Annotated in this window: 19 protein-coding genes; 11 read left to right on the top strand and 8 right to left on the bottom strand. The window is 67.9% G+C overall.

What is annotated here, in order from left to right:
* Positions 1-378 (bottom strand): VOC family protein, encoded by a 378-nt coding sequence (locus tag G369_RS0129665; protein WP_019657704.1) that lies wholly within the window; start codon positions 376-378, stop codon positions 1-3.
* 254 nt (positions 379-632) lie between these two features.
* On the opposite strand from G369_RS0129665, the gene G369_RS0129660 reads away from it, so the two are divergent.
* Both G369_RS0129660 and G369_RS0129655 read left to right on the top strand, forming a co-directional pair.
* A complete protein-coding gene (locus G369_RS0129660) occupies positions 633-1,628 on the top strand; it encodes a Bug family tripartite tricarboxylate transporter substrate binding protein (RefSeq protein ID WP_019657703.1) in 996 nt (331 codons plus the stop codon).
* A gap of 60 nt (positions 1,629-1,688) precedes the next feature.
* Positions 1,689-2,699 (top strand): MBL fold metallo-hydrolase, encoded by a 1,011-nt coding sequence (locus G369_RS0129655; protein ID WP_020723352.1) that lies wholly within the window; start codon positions 1,689-1,691, stop codon positions 2,697-2,699.
* A gap of 174 nt (positions 2,700-2,873) precedes the next feature.
* Here G369_RS0129655 and G369_RS0129650 read toward each other — a convergent pair whose 3' ends face one another.
* The 4 genes from G369_RS0129650 to G369_RS0129635 are packed head-to-tail and all read right to left on the bottom strand — an operon-like array spanning position 2,874 to position 5,217.
* Entirely contained in the window at positions 2,874-3,131 is a 258-nt protein-coding gene (locus tag G369_RS0129650; protein ID WP_019657701.1) for a hypothetical protein, read from the bottom strand.
* 19 nt (positions 3,132-3,150) lie between these two features.
* The gene (locus G369_RS0129645) at positions 3,151-3,915 is read right to left on the bottom strand and encodes an SDR family NAD(P)-dependent oxidoreductase (protein WP_019657700.1); all 765 of its coding nucleotides are present in this window, start codon (positions 3,913-3,915) and stop codon (positions 3,151-3,153) included.
* A gap of 58 nt (positions 3,916-3,973) precedes the next feature.
* On the bottom strand, positions 3,974-4,441 hold the full coding sequence (locus G369_RS0129640) for a hypothetical protein (RefSeq protein WP_019657699.1): 468 nt from the start codon (positions 4,439-4,441) through the stop codon (positions 3,974-3,976).
* Complete coding sequence (locus G369_RS0129635) at positions 4,438-5,217, bottom strand: Crp/Fnr family transcriptional regulator (protein WP_019657698.1); 780 nt, start codon at positions 5,215-5,217, stop codon at positions 4,438-4,440. The genes G369_RS0129640 and G369_RS0129635 overlap by 4 nt, the downstream gene beginning before the upstream one ends.
* A gap of 84 nt (positions 5,218-5,301) precedes the next feature.
* Here G369_RS0129635 and G369_RS0129630 point away from each other — a divergent pair, with 84 nt between their 5' ends.
* The 7 genes from G369_RS0129630 (at position 5,302) to G369_RS0129600 (ending at position 14,289) form a co-directional block, all read left to right on the top strand.
* Positions 5,302-7,257, top strand: a complete 1,956-nt coding sequence (locus G369_RS0129630) for an AMP-dependent synthetase/ligase (RefSeq protein ID WP_019657697.1) — start codon at positions 5,302-5,304, stop codon at positions 7,255-7,257.
* Entirely contained in the window at positions 7,254-8,087 is an 834-nt protein-coding gene (locus G369_RS0129625; RefSeq protein ID WP_019657696.1) for an ABC transporter ATP-binding protein, read from the top strand. The genes G369_RS0129630 and G369_RS0129625 overlap by 4 nt, the downstream gene beginning before the upstream one ends.
* A 162-nt stretch (positions 8,088-8,249) precedes the next feature.
* On the top strand, positions 8,250-9,179 hold the full coding sequence (locus tag G369_RS0129620; RefSeq protein WP_019657695.1) for a branched-chain amino acid ABC transporter permease: 930 nt from the start codon (positions 8,250-8,252) through the stop codon (positions 9,177-9,179).
* Positions 9,180-9,273: 94 nt separating this feature from the next.
* Positions 9,274-10,338, top strand: coding sequence for a branched-chain amino acid ABC transporter permease (locus G369_RS0129615; RefSeq protein ID WP_019657694.1), 1,065 nt, complete (start codon positions 9,274-9,276; stop codon positions 10,336-10,338).
* A 52-nt stretch (positions 10,339-10,390) separates the two neighbouring features.
* Complete coding sequence (locus G369_RS0129610) at positions 10,391-11,722, top strand: ABC transporter substrate-binding protein (protein ID WP_019657693.1); 1,332 nt, start codon at positions 10,391-10,393, stop codon at positions 11,720-11,722.
* A gap of 172 nt (positions 11,723-11,894) precedes the next feature.
* Positions 11,895-12,707, top strand: a complete 813-nt coding sequence (locus G369_RS0129605; protein ID WP_026346745.1) for an ABC transporter ATP-binding protein — start codon at positions 11,895-11,897, stop codon at positions 12,705-12,707.
* Positions 12,708-13,038: 331 nt separating this feature from the next.
* The gene (locus tag G369_RS0129600) at positions 13,039-14,289 is read left to right on the top strand and encodes a phenylacetate--CoA ligase family protein (RefSeq protein ID WP_019657691.1); all 1,251 of its coding nucleotides are present in this window, start codon (positions 13,039-13,041) and stop codon (positions 14,287-14,289) included.
* Here the strand turns inward: G369_RS0129600 and G369_RS0129595 are convergent.
* Both G369_RS0129595 and G369_RS0129590 read right to left on the bottom strand, forming a co-directional pair.
* Positions 14,280-15,290: a hypothetical protein gene (locus G369_RS0129595; protein WP_019657690.1), complete on the bottom strand. Its 1,011-nt coding sequence runs from the start codon at positions 15,288-15,290 to the stop codon at positions 14,280-14,282. The genes G369_RS0129600 and G369_RS0129595 overlap by 10 nt on opposite strands.
* Before the next feature lie 102 nt (positions 15,291-15,392).
* Positions 15,393-16,514: a citrate synthase/methylcitrate synthase gene (locus tag G369_RS0129590; RefSeq protein ID WP_019657689.1), complete on the bottom strand. Its 1,122-nt coding sequence runs from the start codon at positions 16,512-16,514 to the stop codon at positions 15,393-15,395.
* A gap of 81 nt (positions 16,515-16,595) precedes the next feature.
* Here G369_RS0129590 and G369_RS0129585 point away from each other — a divergent pair, with 81 nt between their 5' ends.
* Positions 16,596-17,843, top strand: a complete 1,248-nt coding sequence (locus G369_RS0129585) for a citrate synthase (protein WP_019657688.1) — start codon at positions 16,596-16,598, stop codon at positions 17,841-17,843.
* Here G369_RS0129585 and G369_RS0129580 read toward each other — a convergent pair.
* Positions 17,788-18,405, bottom strand: coding sequence for a type 1 glutamine amidotransferase domain-containing protein (locus tag G369_RS0129580; RefSeq protein WP_019657687.1), 618 nt, complete (start codon positions 18,403-18,405; stop codon positions 17,788-17,790). The two genes, G369_RS0129585 and G369_RS0129580, sit on opposite strands and share 56 nt — an antisense overlap.
* 296 nt (positions 18,406-18,701) lie before the next feature.
* Between G369_RS0129580 and G369_RS0129570 the strand changes: the two genes are divergently transcribed.
* Positions 18,702-19,087 (top strand): tripartite tricarboxylate transporter substrate-binding protein (locus G369_RS0129570; RefSeq protein WP_019657686.1); only part of this gene is annotated, 386 nt, incomplete at its 3' end.

Genomic DNA, 19,087 nt, shown 5'->3' with positions numbered 1-19,087 from the left:
TCAGTCGTTGATCAGGTTCAGGATGTTCCCGTCAGGGTCCTTGAACCACGCGACCTTCATGTCGCCCATGACATGGAGGTCGCCCACCAGCTTCGCATGAGGCATGTCGTAGTGCTCGAAGCGCACGCCCCGCGACTTCAAAGCCTCCACGACGCGCTCGATGTCGCCGTCGACCGACCACGTCACGGCCGTCGCCTGGTTGGTGCCCGCGAACTGCGAGCGGTACACGTTGATGCGCGTGTTGCCGCTGCGGTAGACGATGACCTCGTCGCCCTCCGCATCGACCTGGGCCAGGCCCAGCGTGTCCTCGTAGAAGCGGCGGGCCACGGCGAGATCCTTCACCGCGAGGTTGGCCACTGCGTTGATGTTTCCGAGCATGCGAGTCTCCTGCAAGGCCCGCCACGGCATCGAGCGGCGCCGGGCGAGCCAAAAATACTCAACCATACGGTGCAGTATTTGCGTCGGAGAGGGGCCTGTCAAGGCATCGGAAAATGGAGGCCCCGCGAGTCGATACGTGCCCCATCGCGAATGAAGAAATCCTTCTTACGCGGCTTCCGGCACACTGCACCCCAGGTGCAGTGACGGCACAGGCAACGGCTGCAACCCCATCTACTTCGACAAAGAGACAACCCATGATCCGCAGACACTTCGGCAAGCTGGCCGCATCGACGGCCCTTTCGCTGGCACTCCCCCTGGCCTTCACGGCCACCGCCCACGCACAGGCCACCGCCTATCCCAACAAGCCCGTGCGCATGATCGTGCCCTTCCCGCCCGGCGGCGGCACCGACATCCTGGCGCGCCTGGTGGCCCAGAAGCTGACCGAGGCCAAGCACTGGACCGTGGTTCCCGACAACCGCGCGGGCGCCGGCGGCACCATCGGCATCGCCGAGGCCGCGCGTGCCGCGCCCACCGGCTACGACATCGTGATGGGCCAGAAGGACAACATGGTCGTGGCGCCCTGGCTCTACAAGAACCTGAGCTACAGCCCGGTGAAGGACTTCACGGCCGTGGCCCACGTGGCCTACACGCCGGTGGTGATCGTCACGCAGGCCAACTCCAAGTTCAAGACGCTCGACGACGTGGTGAAGGCCGCGCGCGCCGCGCCCGACACCGTCACCTACGGCTCGCCCGGCAACGGCACCACCATCCACCTGGCCGGCGAGATCTTCAACAGCGCCGCCAAGATCAAGATGCGCCACGTGCCCTACAAGGGCTCCAACGCGGCCATGATGGACGTGCTCGCGGGCAACGTCGACCTGATGGTGTCGTCGGTGCCCTCGGCCATGGCGCAGATCAAGGCCGGCAAGCTGCGTCCGCTGGCCGTGACCTCGGCCAGGCGCAGCACCTCGCTGCCCGAGACGCCCACCGTGGCCGAGCTTGGCTACAAGGACTTCGACGTGAGCACCTGGTACGGCCTCTTCGTGCCCGCCGGCACGCCGAAGGACGTAGTGACCACGCTGAATGCCGAAGTCAACAAGCTGCTGGCCACGCCCGAGATGAAGGCGGCCATCATCGCCCAGGGCGCCGAGCCGCAGAGCATGACGCCCGAGCAGTTCGGCGCGCTGCTGAAGACCGACTACGAGAAGTGGGAGGGCATCGTGCAAGCCTCGGGCGCGACAATCGAATAAGCCTTCGCGTCGCAGAATGGTGTCTCCCGAACAGGCCGCAACGACGGCATGGAGACACCGATGGTTCCTTCGCTTCCATTGAAGACGGCCGCCCTCGCGGCGGCCGTCGCCCTCTTCCAGGGCTGCGCGCAGACACCTGCCGCGCAGAAACCTTCGGACGCCACCGTTGCCGCGCACGTCGCGGCAGCCACCAGGGCCGCGGGCACCGACCTCGGGCCGCTGCTGTCGCTGTGCAAGCCCGCTCCCGCCGCGCACCCGCCCCAGGAAGAGCTCGACAAGGGCCTGCCCCTGCTCATCAACAGGCCCGCGCCGCCGCCGGCCAGGGCCTTCGACAACCTCTACTTCGTGGGCGCCGACTGGGTCAGCGCCTGGGCCATCAAGACCTCGGACGGCATCATCCTCATCGATGCGCTCAACAACCAGGTGGAAGCGGCCGCGCTCATCGAAGGCGGCATGCGCAAGCTGGGCCTCGACCCCGCGCAGATCAAGTACGTGATCGTCACGCACGGCCACGGCGACCACTACGGCGGCGCGCCCTACCTCGCGCAGAAGTACCGCGCGCGCGTGGTGATGAGCGATGCCGACTGGACGATGACCGAGACCAGGCTGGAATTCGCCACGCCGATCTGGGGTGCGCCGCCCAAGCGGGACATCTCGGTGAAGGACGGCGACCGCGTCACGCTGGGCGACACCACCGTCACGCTCTATCTCACGCCGGGCCACACCATGGGCACGCTGTCGCCGGTGTTCGACGTGAGCGAGAACGGCAGGAAGCACCGCGCCATGCTCTGGGGCGGCACGGGCTTCAACTTCGGCAAGGACATTCCGCGGCTGGACAACTACATCGCGTCCACCAAGCGCATGGATTCGATCGTGAAGGCGCAGAACATCGACGTGATGCTGTCGAACCACTCGAACGTCGACAGCTCGCAGGCCAAGATGGCCGCGCTGCGGCAGCAGCCGGCAGGCGCCGCGAACCCGTTCGTGATGGGCACGCCGACGGTGGAGCGCGCGCTGGGCGTGATGGGCGAATGCGCGCAGGCGCAGCGCGACAGGTTTGCGATGCAGTAGCAAGCAGCATCTTGGGCATGTGCCGCGCCCCGATGGCTGCACTCCCTCTCCCCTCGGGGAGAGGGCTGGGGTGAGGGGGTAGCGGCGGTAGCGAAAGTCGCGCATCTTCCTGCGCCGCATCCCTCACCCTGCCCCTCTCCCCAAGGGGAGAGGGAACAAAGCCCCCGGGCGACCTCAGTCCGGCACGAACTTGCGATTGAAGACGTCCACGTCCGCCACGTCCTCGAACGTCACCACCTGCCCCATCTTCCCGTCGCTCATGCGGCAGGCCGAGAACAGGCTGTAGCGCCCCTTGAAGCCGAACTCGTTCATCACGATCAGCGCATAGGGGTACGGCACGAACACCTGGTGCTCGAACACGATGCGATGCAGGTTGCGCGGCGAGGGAAAGAGCTTGTACTCGCCGGTATCGATGGCCTGGGCGGTTGCCATGAGGTCGCTCGCCTTCCGCTCAGTCGGGATCGCGCACGTCGGCCACGGGCTTCGCGCCGAAGTCCGCGCGCGCCAGGTACTTCAGCACCTTGGCGGCCGCGGTGGCGGGGCTGTCGAGCATGCCTTCGTTCTTCATCTTCTCGAAGCGCGTGCGATCGGGAAACTTCTCGGCCGAGGCGCCGCGCAGCTGCACCTGCATGTCGGTATCGATCACGCCGGGTGCCAGCGAGACGATGCGCGCGCCGTTCGGCGCGTTGGCCTCTTCCAGCGCCACGGCGCGCGAGAAGTGGTCCATGCCGGCCTTCGCGGCGCAGTACGGCGCCTGGCTGCCCATGGCGTTGCGGCCCAGGCCCGAGGAGATGTTCAGCACCTTGCGCGCGCCGCGCCATTCGCGCGTGGCGCCGAGGAACGCCGCCGTCAGCAGCATCGGCGCTTCCAGGCCGATGCGCAGCGCCTGCGACAGCTCGGTTTCCACCGCGCCCGACAGCGGCGCCGGATTGCCGACCGTCCCGGCGTTGTTGATGAGCGTGACGCTGTCGAAGCGCTGCGCATCGACAGTCTTGAGCCACGCCGACAGCCGCTCGGCTGCGGCGACGGGATCGGACAGGTCCTGCTCCCATTGCGTGAGTTCGGCGCCGGCGGCCTTGGCCGCTTCGGCCAGCGCGGGCGACTGCTTGCGCGAAATGCCGATCACCGTGTGGCCGGCCTGCAGCAGCTGTTCGGCCATGGACTGGCCCAGGCCGCGCGAGGCGCCGGTGATAAGGGTGAGGTGGGAGGTGGACATCTGGAGAAGTCTTTGTTGATGGAACGAAGGCCGCAAGGTTAAAGCGAATCGCTTGTCCCTACTTGAACTGCTTTCTCAGGAAGCTCCGATGCCGCGCGATGTGCTGCATCTGCGCCGGCGCGATGGTGCCGCCCAGGTCGACCTCGTCCGCGCCGTTGAGCACCGCGTTGGCATTGGCCATGGCACGCGCCACCACCTCTTCCTCGCTCACGCCGAGCTGCGCTGCGAGGTCGAGCGCCACGCGGCGCATCGCGCGCTGCGAGAGCATCCACATGGCGCCGAAGCGGTCCCACGCGAGCGCGGCTTCCTCGGCCTTCTCGCGGTCGGCGAGGATCTCGTTGAGCGGCCTGGCCAGCACCGCGTCGAGCGCCTCGATCTTCTCGGTGAGGGCCTCGTTGCGTGCGATGGCTTCTTCCAGCGTGGGGCCGGCGCTTTCGGGCCGGGCCTTGGGCGGTTCCGGGGGCGGGATGAATGCTGCCTCGGCGTTAGCGGGCACGATCTGGAGCTTGTCGGAAAGTTGGGTCATGGTCTTTGTGCCTGGGTTGTCGCCGGCTGGCTCTTCCTGTTCGACATGGCGGTCGCGCGCAGGCCCGGCAGGTCGAGCACGCGCAGGCCGCCGTATTCCACGCGGATCAGCCCCTGCGCCGACAGCGCGTTGAGCGCCTCGTTCACGCGCTGGCGCGAGAGGCCGACCAGGTAGGCCAGCTCCTGCTGCGTGATCCGCAGGACTTCGCCCACGCCCGGGTACAGCACCGGGTTGAAGAGCGACACGAGGTTGCGCGCCACGCGCGCGTCGGGGTTGTTGAGCCGGTCGATCTCGAGTGCGGCGATGAACTGGCCCAGCCGCTCGTTGAGCTGGTTCATCACGAAGCGGTTGAAGCCGATGGAGTGGTCGAGCAGCCAGTGGAAGCTTTCGGTCGGCAGCCCGGCGATGAGGCTGCGCCGCAGCGCCTGGATGTTGTAGCGGTAGGGCTCGCGCTTCATCACCGTGCCCTCGCCGAACCATCCGCCGGGCGGCACGCCGGTGTAGGTGACGGAGCCGCCGTCGGCGTTGTCGTTGCTCATCTTCAGCAGGCCCTCGACCACGCCGAACCAGTAGGTGGGCGAGCGACCGACGCGGCACACCAGGTCGCCGGGCTCGGCCTCGCCGACCACCAGCGCGGCCTCGGCACGGCGGCGCTCGGCGGGCGTGAGGGTCGAGAGCCAGGGAATGCCGGCCAGCTCTTCCGCATTGGCTGCGCGCACCCGGTCCCTGATGGTCGAACCGCCGAGCGCGCTGTGGGTGGGATGGCCGTGAGGCATCGGGAAACTCCGGGGAGTAGTGTCCCTAGGATTGTCGTTGGAACGACAAGCGGGCGTCAAAGTGAGTCCTACGATCCGCCCACTGTGCAAACACCCGCCCCCACCTTTCCCCGTCTGCTGCTCGCGCATGCCGAGGCCCGGCCCGAGGCCCCCGCCATGCGCGAGAAGGACCTCGGCATCTGGCAAACCTGGAGCTGGAGCGCCGTGGCGCAGGAAGTGCGCGAGATCGCCTGCGGCCTCGCGAGCCTGGGCTTCAAGCCCTTCGACAACCTCGCGATCGTCGGCGCCAACCGGCCGCACCTGTACATGTCGGCGGTCGCGGCGCAGAGCCTGCGCGGCGTGCCCGTGCCGCTGTACCAGGACGCGGTGGCCGGCGAGATGGTCTTCATGCTGCAGGACGCCGGCATCGAGTTCGTGATCGTCGAGGACCAGGAGCAGGTCGACAAGCTGCTCGAATGCCGCGAGCTGCAGCAGGGCGGGCAGCCGGGCATCCGCTACATCGTCTACGACGACCCCAAGGGCCTGCGCCACTACGACCAGCCCGGGCTCATGAGCTACGAGCAGCTGCGCGCGCTGGGCCGCGAGTTCGACAAGTCCAACGTGGGCCACTACGACCGCGCGGTGGCCAGCGGCGAGGCCACCGACGTCGGCGTGATCCTCTACACCTCCGGCACCACCGGCCGCCCCAAGGGCGTGTGCCAGACGCACGCGAGCTTCATCGCGGCGGGCCGCGGCGGCGTGCAGACCGACAGGCTCGGCCCCGGCGACAACATCATGAGCTACCTGCCGATGGCGTGGGTGGGCGACCACCTGTTCTCGGTGGCGCAGTGGCTGGTGGGCGGCTTCACGCTCAACTGCCCAGAATCGTCGGAAACGGTGATGAACGACATGCGCGAGATCGGCCCGAGCTACTACTTCGGCCCGCCGCGCACCTTCGAGGGGCTGCTCACGGCCGTGTCGATCCGAATGGAGGACGCCGCCGCGCCCAAGCGCTGGCTGTACGCGAAGTTCATGGCGCTGGCGCAGCGCGTGGGCGCGGACATCCTCAACGGCGCACCGGTGAGCACGGGCGACCGGCTGATGTACCGCCTGGGCGACCTGCTGATCTACGGCCCGCTGCGCAACGTGCTGGGCATGAGCCGCATCCGCGTGGCCTATACCGCGGGCGCGGCCATCGGGCCCGACCTGTTCCGCTTCTACCGCTCCATCGGCGTGAACCTGAAGCAGTTCTACGGCCAGACCGAGACCTGCGCCTATGTGTGCCTGCAGCAGGACGGCAAGGTCAAGCTGCAGACCGTGGGCACGGCCGCGCCGGGCATCGAGCTGAAGATCGCCGACGACGGCGAGGTGCTGGTGCGCGGGGTGTCTGTGCTCAAGGAGTACTACAAGCGCCCCGACGCCACCGCCGAGGTGCTGGATGCGAACGGCTACTTCCACACCGGCGACGCCGGCGTGCTCGACAGCGAGGGCCACCTGCGCATCATCGACCGCGCCAAGGACGTGGGCCGGCTCGTGGGCGGCGCGATCTTCGCGCCCAACTACATCGAGAACAAGCTCAAGTTCTTCCCTCAGATCAAGGAGGCCGTGTGCTTTGGCAACGGCCGCGACGAGGTCTGCGCCGCCATCAACATCGACTACGAGGCCGTCGGCAACTGGGCCGAGCGCCGCGGCCTGGCCTACGGCGGCTACGTCGACCTGGCCGGCAAGGCCGACGTGCTCGCGCTGGTGGCCGAGTGCATCGCCAAGGTGAACGCCGACCTCGCCGCGGAAGACGGCATGGGCGAGACGCAGATCGCCCGCTTCCTGGTGCTGCACAAGGAGCTCGACCCCGACGACGACGAGCTCACCCGCACGCGCAAGGTGCGCCGCGGCTTCATCGCGGACAAATACGCGGTGCTGGTCGATGCGCTCTACGGCGGCAAGGCCGAGCAGTTCATCGAAACCCAGGTCAAGTTCGAGGACGGACGCACGGGCTCGGTGAGCGCCACGCTGAAGATCGTCGACGCGAAGCGCTTTCCACTGGTCAAGGCGGCCGCATGAACGCGCACAACCACACCGAGGCCTCCATGCTTGCAACAACGACCCGGGGCGGCCGCAAGGACGGCGAGGTCATCCTCGACGTGCAGAACATCTCCCTGAGCTTCGGCGGCGTGAAGGCGCTCACCGACATCAGCTTCAACGTGCGCGAGCACGAGGTGCGGGCCATCATCGGGCCGAACGGCGCGGGCAAGAGCTCGATGCTGAACTGCATCAACGGCGTGTACTGGCCGCAGCAGGGCTCCATCACCTTCCGCGGCAAGACCTTCAAGCACATGAACTCGCGCCAGGTGGCCGAGATGGGCGTGGCGCGCACCTTCCAGAACCTGGCCCTCTTCAAGGGCATGAGCGTGCTCGACAACATCATGACGGGGCGCAACCTCAAGATGAAGAGCGGCCTGTTCGCGCAGGCGCTGCGCTGGGGACCGGCCGAGCGCGAGGAGCTCGCGCACCGCGAATTCGTCGAGCACATCATCGACTTCCTCGAGATCCAGGCGCACCGCAAGACGCCCGTGGGGCGCCTGCCCTACGGCCTGCAGAAGCGCGTCGACCTGGGCCGCGCGCTCGCGATGGAGCCGCAGGTGCTACTGCTGGACGAGCCCATGGCCGGCATGAACGTGGAGGAGAAGCAGGACATGAGCCGCTTCATCCTCGACGTGAACGACGAGTTCGGCGCCACCATCGTGCTGATCGAACACGACATGGGCGTGGTGATGGACATCTCCGACCGCGTGGTGGTGCTGGACTACGGCAAGAAGATCGGCGATGGGACGCCGGATGAGGTCCGGAACAACGAAGACGTGATCCGGGCATACCTCGGCGTGGAGCACTGACGTGGCAGCACACGAGCGCTCCCCGTCTTGCCCCCTCTCCCGCTTGCGGGAGAGGGTTGGGGTGAGGGCCGACGGCCTCGCTACCTTCATCGGTTTTTCCAACGCCGCCTGCCCTCACCCCCGCCCTCTCCCGCAAGCGGGAGAGGGAGAAAGAAACTGACCATGGGCTTTTTCCTCGAAACCCTCTTCGGCGGCCTGATGGTCGGCATGCTCTATTCGCTGATCGCCATCGGCTTCGTGCTGATCTACAAGGCCTCCGGCGTCTTCAACTTCGCGCAGGGCGCGATGGTGCTCTTCGCAGCGCTGGCGATGGCGCGCTTCGCCGAGTGGTTCCCGCAGTGGTTCGGCTTCCAGAGCCAGATCCTCGCCAACATCCTGGCCTTCGTCGCTGCCATGGCGGTGATGGTGGTCGTGGCATGGCTGATCGAGCGGCTCGCGCTGAGCAGGCTGGTGAACCAGGAAGGCATCACGCTGCTGATGGCGACGCTGGGCATCGCCTACTTCCTCGACGGCATGGGCCAGACCATCTTCGGCAACGACATCTACAAGATCGACGTCGGCATGCCCAAGGAGCCACTGATGGTGCTGGAGAACACCTTCCAGGGCGGCCTGCTGCTGAGCCAGGAAGACCTGATCGCCGCGCTGGTGGCGGCCGGACTCGTGGTGGTGCTGGCCATCTTCTTCCAGAAGACCGCCACCGGCCGGGCCCTGCGCGCGGTGGCCGACGACCACCAGGCCGCGCAGTCCATCGGCATTCCGCTCAAGCGCATCTGGGTGATCGTGTGGTCGGTGGCCGGCTTCTCTGCACTGGTGGCCGGGATCATCTGGGGATCGAAGCTGGGCGTGCAGTTCTCGCTGTCGCTGGTGGCGCTGAAGGCGCTGCCGGTGGTGATCCTGGGCGGGCTCACTTCCATCCCGGGCGCGATCATCGGCGGCCTGCTGATCGGCGTGGGCGAGAAGCTCTCCGAGATCTACCTCGGGCCGATGTTCGGCGGCGGCATCGAGATCTGGTTTGCCTACGTTCTCGCGCTGGTGTTCCTGCTGGTCCGTCCGCAAGGCCTCTTCGGCGAAAAAATCATTGATCGCGTATGAAATACGAGATCAACAATTTTTCGGCGCAGGCCAACTTGCGAAGCAAGTTAAGCGAAGCGGGCCGGAGCCAAAAGATCATCGATCGGGTCTGAAAATGTTCTACAGAGAAAACGGCCAATTCAAGTCGAGCTACCGCGCCGACCAGCAGATCTTCCCGATCGCGCAGGACCGCTTCGCGATCCTGGCGCTGCTCGTCGTGGCCTTCGTGGTGGTGCCGCTGAGCGTGTCGGACTACTGGATGCGAGCGATCCTCACGCCCTTCCTCATCCTGTCGCTCGCCGCACTGGGGCTGAACATCCTGGTGGGCTACTGCGGGCAGATCTCGCTGGGCACCGGCGCCTTCATGGCGGTGGGTGCGTACGCGGCCTACAACTTCCAGGTGCGCATCGACGGCATGCCGCTGATCGCGTCGCTGCTGCTGGGCGGGCTGTGCGCCACTGTCATCGGCGTGCTGTTCGGCATTCCCAGCCTGCGCATCAAGGGGCTGTACCTGGCCGTGGCCACGCTGGCGGCGCAGTTCTTCACCGACTGGGCCTTCCTGCGCATCCAGTGGTTCACCAACAACTCTTCCTCCGGCTCGGTGAGCGTGGCGGGGCTCAACGTGTTCGGCGTGCCCATCGAGTCGCCGGCGCAGAAGTATCTTTTCTGCCTGGTCTTCGTGTCGGTGTTCGCGCTGCTCGCAAAGAACCTGGTGCGCAGCGCCATCGGCCGCGAGTGGATGGCGATGCGCGACATGGACGTGGCGGCCGCGGTGATCGGCATCCGCCCGGTGTACGCCAAGCTCACGGCCTTCGCGGTGAGCAGCTTCATCGTCGGCGTGGCCGGCGCGCTGTGGGGCTTCGTTCACCTCGGCGCGTGGGAGCCGGCGGCCTTCAGCATCGACCGCTCGTTCCAGCTGCTGTTCATGGTGATCATCGGCGGGCTGGGATCGATCATGGGCTGCTTCTTCGGCGCCGCCTTCATCGTGCTGCTGCCGCTGTTCCTGAACCAGCTGCCCGCATGGCTGGGCTTCTCGATTTCCACCGCGCTCGCCTCGCACCTGGAGACCATGATCTTCGGCGCGCTGATCGTGTTCTTCCTGATCGTGGAGCCGCACGGCCTCGCGCGGCTGTGGTCCACGGCCAAGGAGAAGCTGCGGCTGTGGCCCTTCCCGCATTGACGAGTTCCGTTCGTAGAAACCCGGCACCGAGGTGCCCACAAAGGAGACAGGCATGAAACTCAAATCGCTCGCTCTGACCGCCGCCCTGGTGGCCGGCACCCTCGGCGCCGCGCTCGCGCCATCCGTGGCCGGTGCGCAGGCCAAGGAGCAGTTCTTCCCGCTGCTGGTGTACCGCACCGGCCCCTACGCGCCCAACGGCACGCCCTGGGCCAACGGCAAGCAGGACTACATCAAGCTGGTCAACGCCAACGGCGGCATCAACGGCGTGAAGATCGCGTACGAGGAGTGCGAGACCGGCTACGCCACCGACAAGGGCGTGGAGTGCTACGAGCGCCTGAAGGGGCGCCCGGGCGTCGCGCTCTTCGACCCGCAGGCCACCGGCATCACCTTCGCGCTGACCGACAAGGTGCCCACCGACAAGATCCCGCTGATCACGCTGGGCTACGGCCTGGCCGCCTCGCAGGACGGCGGCGTCTTCAAGTGGAACTTCCCACTGATGGGCTCCTACTGGACCGCAGCCGACATCCTGATCCAGCACATCGGGAAGAAGGAAGGCGGCATGGACAAACTCAAGGGCAAGAAGATCGCCCTCGTGTATCACGACTCGCCCTTCGGCAAGGAGCCGATCCCGCTGCTGCAGGAGCGCGCGAAGCAGAACGGCTTCGAGCTCTCGCTGATCCCGGTGACCGCGCCGGGCGTGGAGCAGAAGTCGGCCTGGCTGCAGGTGCGCCAGCAGCGCCCCGACTTCGTGCTGCTGTGGGGCTGGGGCGTGATGAATTCCACCGCCCTGAAGGAGGCCGTTGCCACCGGCTACCCGCGCGAGAAGATGTACGGCGTGTGGTGGGCCGGCGCCGAGCCCGACGTGAAGGACGTGGGCGCGAACGCCAAGGGCTACCACGCGCTGGCGCTGAACACCTCGGGCACCGAGCCCAAGGTGATCCAGGACATCCTCAAGCAGGTGCACGACAAGGGCCAGGGCACGGGTCCGAAGGAAGAAGTTGGCTCGGTGCTCTACACACGCGGCGTGATCATCCAGATGCTGACCATCGAGGCCGTCAAGCGTGCGCAGGAGCGCTTCGGCAAGGGCAAGGTCATGACCGGCGAGCAGGTGCGCTGGGGCATGGAGAACCTCGCGCTCGACCAGAAGAAGCTCGACGCGCTGGGCTTCTCGGGCGTGATGCGGCCGGTGAGCACCTCGTGCCAGGACCACATGGGCTCGACCTGGGCGCGCGTGCACACCTGGGACGGCGCGAAGTGGGGTGACATGTCCGACTGGTACCAGGCCGACGAGCAGATCATCAAGCCGATGGTGAAGGCCGCCGCCGACAAGTACGCGGGCGAGAAGAAACTGACCCGGCGCGAAGCGGCCGACTGCCAGTCTTGAGCTGACCCCCAGTCTTCGCGCACTTCGTGTCGCTTCGCCAACCCCCTGGCAGGGGGCAACACCTGCGGCCCGGCATAGCCGGTTCCGCGGTGTTCCCCGAAAGGAGGTGGGCCAAGCGGGCATCCGAAAGAACGGCATCGCGTCGGTTCTTTCGAATGCTTCGGACCACACCATGAGCGAATCCAACATCCTCCTCAACGTCAACGGCATCGAGGTCATCTACAACCACGTGATCCTGGTGCTCAAGGGCGTGTCGCTGACGGTGCCCGACGGCGGCATCGTGGCGCTGCTCGGCGGCAACGGCGCGGGCAAGACGACCACGCTGCGCGCGGTGAGCAACCTGCTGGCGGGCGAGCGCGGCGCGGTCACCAAGGGCACCATCGAGCTGCGCGGCGAGCGCATCGAGGCGCTCTCGCCGGCCGAGCTGGTCAAGCGCGGGCTGATCCAGGTGATGGAAGGCCGCCACTGCTTCGCCCACCTGACCATCGAGGAGAACCTGATGACCGGCGCCTACACGCGCACCGACGGCAAGGCCGCGGTGCAGCAGACGCTGGAGAAGGTGTACGCGTACTTCCCGCGCCTGAAGACGCGCCGCACCTCGCAGGCGGCCTACACCTCGGGCGGCGAGCAGCAGATGTGCGCCATCGGACGCGCGCTGATGGCCAACCCGACCATGGTGCTGCTGGACGAGCCCTCGATGGGCCTGGCGCCGCAGATCGTGGAGGAAGTGTTCGAGATCGTGAAGGACCTCAACGCCAAGGAGCGCGTGACCTTCCTGCTGGCCGAGCAGAACACCAACATGGCGCTGCGCTACGCCGACTACGGCTACATCCTGGAGAACGGCCGCATCGTGATGGACGGCGAGGCGAAGAGCCTGCGCGAGAACGAGGACGTGAAGGAGTTCTATCTCGGTGTCGGCGGCGCGGATCGCAAGAGCTTCCGCGACGTCAAGAGCTACAAGCGCCGCAAGAGGTGGCTGGCTTGACCGTTCCAACGTTTTCGCCGCGTTGCCGTTCGGGGCGCGATCACGCCGACGGGGTGCCTTGCTCCGCGAATGTCCCCCGCCCTTCGGGCTCCTCCTTTATTTCGCTGCGCAAGGCACCCCATCGACGTGATCGGTTCGGAGCTCTGGTTCATCGGCCGCACACCGACAGCGTGTCTCGTGCACAGGGTACCGGGTGCTCCCCGCAGCGAAATAAAGGAGGAGGCCGCAGGCCGGGGAACATTCGCGGAGGGGAGTACCCGGTGGCCTGTGCACGCACCCTGAACACATCAGCGTGGTTGAAAAACCGAATTGCAAGACAAAGGGTACGGACATGACCGACCACTACGACAAGCTCGAGATCCGAGACCCCGCCGAACGCGAACGCGACCTGCTGGCCGCGCTGCCGAAGCAGATCGCGCAGGCACAGACCGCGGCACCCGCCTTCGCGAAGATCCTCGACGGCGTGAAGCCCGGCGACGTCACGACGCGCGAGGCGCTCGCGAAACTACCGGTCACGCGCAAATCGGAATTGCTCGAACTGCAGAAGGCTCGCCGCGCGGACGACCCGTTCGGCGGCTTCTCGTCGATCGTGCGCGGCCCGCGCATGCCGCGCGTGTTCGCGAGCCCCGGCACCATCTACGAGCCCGAGGGCGAGGCGCGCGACTACTGGCGCACCGCGCGTGCGCTGCATGCGGCGGGCTTTCGCAACGGCGAGCTGATCCACAACAGCTTCAGCTACCACATGACGCCCGCCGGCTCGATCATGGAAAGCGGCGCGCACGCCATGGGCTGCACCGTTTTCGCGGGCGGCACCGGCCAGACCGAGCAGCAGCTCGAGGCGATGGTGGACCTCAGGCCCGAGGGCTACGCGGGCACGCCGAGCTTCCTCAAGATCCTGCTGGAGAAGGCCGAGGAGAAGAACCTGAAGCTGCCCTGGCTGACCAAGGCACTCGTCTCCGGCGAAGCCTTTCCGCCGAGCCTGCACGACTGGATCGCGGCGCGCGGCGTGAAGGGCACGCAGTGCTACGCCACCGCCGACCTGGGCCTCATCGCCTACGAGACCAGCGCGCGCGAGGGGCTGGTGCTCGACGAGGGCGTGCTGGTCGAGATCGTCCGCCCCGGCACCGGCGACCCGGTGCCCGACGGCGAGGTGGGCGAGATCGTCGTCACCACCTTCAACCCCGACTACCCGCTGGTGCGCTTCGGCACCGGCGACCTCTCGGCCGTGCTGGCGGGCACCTGCCCCACGGGCCGCACCAACAAGCGCATCAAGGGCTGGATGGGCCGGGCCGACCAGACCACCAAGGTGCGCGGCATGTTCGTGCACCCCTCGCAGGTGGCGGAGATCGCGAGGCGCTTTCCCGAAGTGCAGCGCGCACGGCTGGTCGTCTCGGGCGAGACGGGCGACGACAGGATGACCCTGCAGCTCGAATGCGCGGACGTGGCTCCTGAAGGACTCGAAGCGCGCGTGGGCGAGGCGATCCGCGAGGTGACCAAGCTGCGCGGCGAGGTCGTCGTCGTGGGCGCGGGCTCGCTGCCCAACGACGGCAAGGTGATCGAGGACGCGCGCAGCTACAAGTAGCGGCGGTACAGCCCGCGCGTGGTGGCACGCGTGAGCACCACCGTGAGCACCGTGTAGACCAGCACGAGTGCCAGCGCGAAGCCGACGAGGCTGCCCGCGCTGTTGAAGCCGTGCAGCCAGACCGCCATCGCCAGCCATGCCAGTGCGGCCGCGATGCACAGCAGCTGCACCAGCACGAAGGCCAGCACCGACGCTCCCACCGCCCTGAACGGCCGCACCCGCGAGAAGACCGGCGCGGCACCGAGCCATGCACCCCAGAACGCGAGCCCGAAGGCCGCGAGCGGCGGCACCACCCAGGCGACCAGCAGCGCGGGACCGTCGAGGCCTTGCGTCATGGAACTCCAGCGGCTCACCGCGGCACCGCTCCACATCTGCAGCGACGCGAACACCGAGGCAGCCACCAGCGCCACCGCGCGGCGCGGCGGTGGTCCTTGCAGCGACTCGTCGGCCTGCACGTCTGCCGATCCGGCACGGGCGCCCCTCAGCGCGATCCAGGCCGAGAGCCAGATGCCCAGCACCAGCACGATCAACTGGGCCATGGACTGCAGGAACATGAACACCGGCATCGCCGCGCGCATCGAGGTGTAGCCCAGCGATTCATGAAAGCGCCCGCCCGGCATGAAGAGCAGCTGCAGGTCGTAGAGCAGCGGGCTCAGCGCGTAGAAGTTCAGCAGCAGCACCACGAGGTAGGCTGCGGCATAGCGGATACGCGGCTGCGGCAGCCGCGCCACGCTGACGGCGCCGTGCCTTTCGAGCGCATTGCGCCCGTGGCTCCACGCCATCGCGGCGGCCAGCACCCAGCCCATCGCGATGCTGCACACCATCGGGATCCAGACGCCCGGCAGCGCATAGGCGCTGCGCAGCTGCTCGGCCTCGGGCGAGTCGGGCCAGAGCTGGGCGGCCATGTTGACAAGCATCATCGCGGCATCGATGGCCACGGTGATGAGCGCGAGATCGCGCGGCAGGCGCAGTGCCTGCGGCTGGAGGGAGGTCGCCGTCATGGAGGAAATACTTTCGCCTTTCACGATGCAGGGCGCGGCCTGTGCGGCGGAGTCCTGCGGAAAGGCGAGCGTATCGGATGGCGGCGTGCGCCCCCTGTAGGCTCAGTGCGCGAGTGCGGCTTCGCCGGACTCCTGCGGCTCGGGTCCGATGTAGACCGACTGCGGGCGGATCAGCCGCCCCTTCTTCACCTGCTCGCGCGCATGCGCCACCCAGCCGCTCACGCGGCCGGCCGCGAACACGCAGGTGAAGCTCTCGCGGCCGAAACCGAGGACCTCCAGCAGCAGCGCGGTGTAGAACTCGACGTTGGTCTCCAGCGCGCGGCCCGGCTTCTTCTCGCGCAGGATGGCGAGCGCGGCCTGCTCCGCCGCCTCGGCCAGCGCGAAGCGCGCCGCGTTCACGCTGCCCTCCTCGCCGAGCCGCCCCAGCGCGCCCTTGAGCGCGTCGGCACGCGGATCGCGCACGCGGTAGATGCGATGGCCGAAACCCATCAGCCGCTGGCCTTCCGCCACCGCCTGCTCCAGCCACGCGCGGGCGTTGGCGGCACTGCCGATGGCATCGAGCGCGTCGAGCACCGGCCCGGGTGCGCCGCCGTGCAGCGGCCCCTTCAGCGCGCTGATGCCCGCGAGCACGGCCGATGCGAGCCCCGCTCCGGTCGATGCGACCACGCGCGCCGCGAAGGTCGATGCGTTGAGGCCGTGGTCGCACACGGTGACCAGGTAGGTGTCGAGCGCCGCGCTCTGCGCGGGCGTGGGCGAGCGGCCATGCAGCATGCGAAGCATGTCCGCGGCGTGCGGCAGCGCCTCGTCGGGCGCCAGTGCAGGCACGCCGATGCGCCAGCGCATCACGGCGGCGGTGTAGACGGCCGGCGCGGCAACGAGGCGCAGCGCGGTCGGCAGGTCGTCGCCATCGGGCAGGCGCGCCATCAGTGCGCGCACGGCCTCGATGGGCGGCATGCGGCGCAGCAGGGCGTCGTCGTTCGGCTGCAGCAGCTCGAAGGCCTCGCGGCGCGCGCGGCCGATGGCGCGGCGCAGCGCCGAGGCGGCAGGCAGGGTGTCGAAGAAGCCCTCGAAGAGCAGGTGCACCACGTCCTCGTAGCGCCAGCGCTGCGCGATCTCGTCGAGTTCATGGCCGCGGATCACCAGCCGGCCGGCCGCACCATCCACCTCGGACAGCACGGTATGCGCAGCCACCACGCCTTCGAGGCTGCCATCGTCGTTGTTCATCGCTCTTTGCTCCTGGTTGTCACGATGGCATCGATTCTGATCGGGCGGATATTGACGTCAATCTTGATCTATTCTGTCAACATGACCATCAAGAAGACCCCGCCGCTGTGGCTTCCGGCGGCCGATGCGCTCGAACTGATGCAGGTGCGTCCGCAGACCCTCTACGCGAGCGTGAGCCGCGGCCGCATCCGCGCCAAGACCGACGCGGCCGACCCGCGCCGCAGCCTCTACCACCGCGACGACGTGCAGCGCATCGCCGCACGCGCGAGAGGCAGGCGCAGCGTCGAGACGGTGGCGAGCGAGGCGATCCAGTGGGGCGAGCCGGTGCTGCCATCCGCGGTATCGACAGTGGCAGATGGACGGCTGCTGTATCGCGGACAGGACGCCTGCGAACTCGCAGCGCACGCCACGCTGGAAGACGTGGCGGGGCTGCTGTGGCAAAGCGCGCCGCCGCGCTTCCACACCGCCGCCTCGCCTTCCGATGCCCAGGACTCGCATGAATACCCCTTGCAGGCCGGACTGCTCGCGCTGGCAACGCGCGCCGGTTCGGACCTGCCCTCGCGCGGCCGCTCGGCAGGCGTGTTGCAGGCCGAGGCGGCAGTGGCGATCGGCGCACTGGCCGATGCCATGCTGCGCACCGCACCGCCGCGTGCCGACACGCCAATGCACATGCGGTTGGCCGCCGCATGGCGCCGTCCGCGTGCGGCCGACGACCTGCGCCGCGCGCTCGTGCTGCTGGCAGACCACGAACTCAACGCCTCGACCTTCGCGGCACGCGTGACCGCATCCACCGGTGCCTCGATGGCGGCCTGCCTGCTCACGGGGCTTTCGACGCTGACGGGTCCGCTGCACGGCGGTGCTTCCGCCGCGGTGCAGGCGCTGATGCGCAACGCGGCCGCCGTCGGCACCGAAGCCGCCGTGCGCGAATGGCTCTCGCACGGACGGCCGCTGGCGGCGTTCGGGCATCCGCTCTATCCGGCGGGCGATGCACGCTGCGCTGCCCTGCTGGAGAACATCGCGCTGCCGCCCGAATTCGCGCAGCTGCGCGAGACCGGCGAGAAGCTGTTGGGCGAGGCCGTGAACATCGACTTCGCGCTTGCCGCGCTCGCAGCCGTGCACAAGCTGCCGGCCGGCGCTCCGCTCACGCTCTTCGCGCTCGCGCGCAGCGTGGGATGGACCGCGCACGTGCTCGAGCAGCAGGCCGCGGGCCATCTGATACGCCCCCGCGCGCGCTACACGGGCCCGCTGCCCGCCACGGCGCAAGCGGCACCGGTCAGTGCGCCACCGGCTCCCGCGCGTGCTCGAAGAGCTTCGTCATCTCGCGGTTGAAGGCCGGAATGTCGTCGGGCTTCCGGCTGGTGACGAGCTTGCCGTCGACGACGACCTCCTTGTCGCTCCACTGCGCGCCCGCGTTCTTCAGGTCGGCCTGCAGCGAGGGCCACGAGGTCATCTTGCGGCCCTTGACGCCGCCGGCGTCGATCAGCGTCCATGGGCCGTGGCAGATCGCCGCGATGGGCTTGCCGGACTCGACGAATGCACGCACGAAGGCGACCGCCTTCTCGTCGATGCGCAGCGTGTCGGGGTTCACGACGCCGCCCGGCAGCAGCAGCGCGTCGAAGTCGTCGGGCCTGGCGCTCTTGAGCGGCACGTCGACCGCGAAGCTGTCGGCCGGATCGTGATGGTTCCAGCCGCGCACGCTGCCCTGGGCGGGCGAGACGATCCGCGTCCGCGCGCCGGCGTTGTCGAGCGCCTTGCGCGGCTCGGTCATCTCGACCTGCTCGAAGCCGTCGGCCACGAGGATGGCGACCTTCAATCCATCGAGCGACGAGGAGGATGCCGTGGTGGTCGATGCAGTGGTCGACGGGGTGGTCGACCGGGAGGTATTGGACATGGGTGGAATCTCCTTTTGAAGCTTCACCCTAGGTCTGCCCCGTGCAGCCCGCATCGTCCGTCGCCGGCTCCGCCTGTCGGACAGTTCGACGGCCGGCAATCTTCCCTTACGAAGAGTGGGCCTGCGCGCCACTTGCCGCTGCTTGTCGAGGCCTGCGAGGCAGGGGTTCGAACGCCCTCCGCACGCCCCGCCACGGTGCGCAAGACGGCCTTCGGCTAAGGGCTATTCGCTATAGGTCAGGCCCTGGTCAGCCCTTAAGATCGCGGCGTTTTTATTCCCCCCTTTTCGGAGACGACATGAAGAAACTGTTCGCCCTCGCGGCGATTGCCGCCGCGGCCGTCGGTGCACACGCCCAGGATTTCCCCGCGGGCAAGACCGTGACGCTGGTGGTGCCATTCGCCGCCGGCGGCCCCACCGACCGTGTCGCTCGCGACCTGGCCGAAGCCATGCAGAAGACGCTGGGCACCACCATCGTGGTGGACAATACCGCCGGCGCGGGCAGTTCCATCGGCACCGCCAAGGTGGCACGTGCCAATCCCGACGGCTACACGCTGCTGCTGAACCACATCGGCATGTCGACGATGCCGGCGCTCTATCGCAAGCTGCCCTTCAACGTCGAGACCGACTTCGAATACCTGGGCATGGTCAACGAAGTGCCGATGACGCTGATCGGCAAGCCCGG

The organism is Variovorax atrisoli 110B (assembly GCF_000382045.1).
In the GTDB taxonomy this organism is placed as follows: domain Bacteria; phylum Pseudomonadota; class Gammaproteobacteria; order Burkholderiales; family Burkholderiaceae_C; genus Variovorax; species Variovorax atrisoli.
The sequence above is the reverse complement of the archived record's forward strand: the minus strand, read 5'-3'. Positions and strand labels throughout refer to the sequence as shown.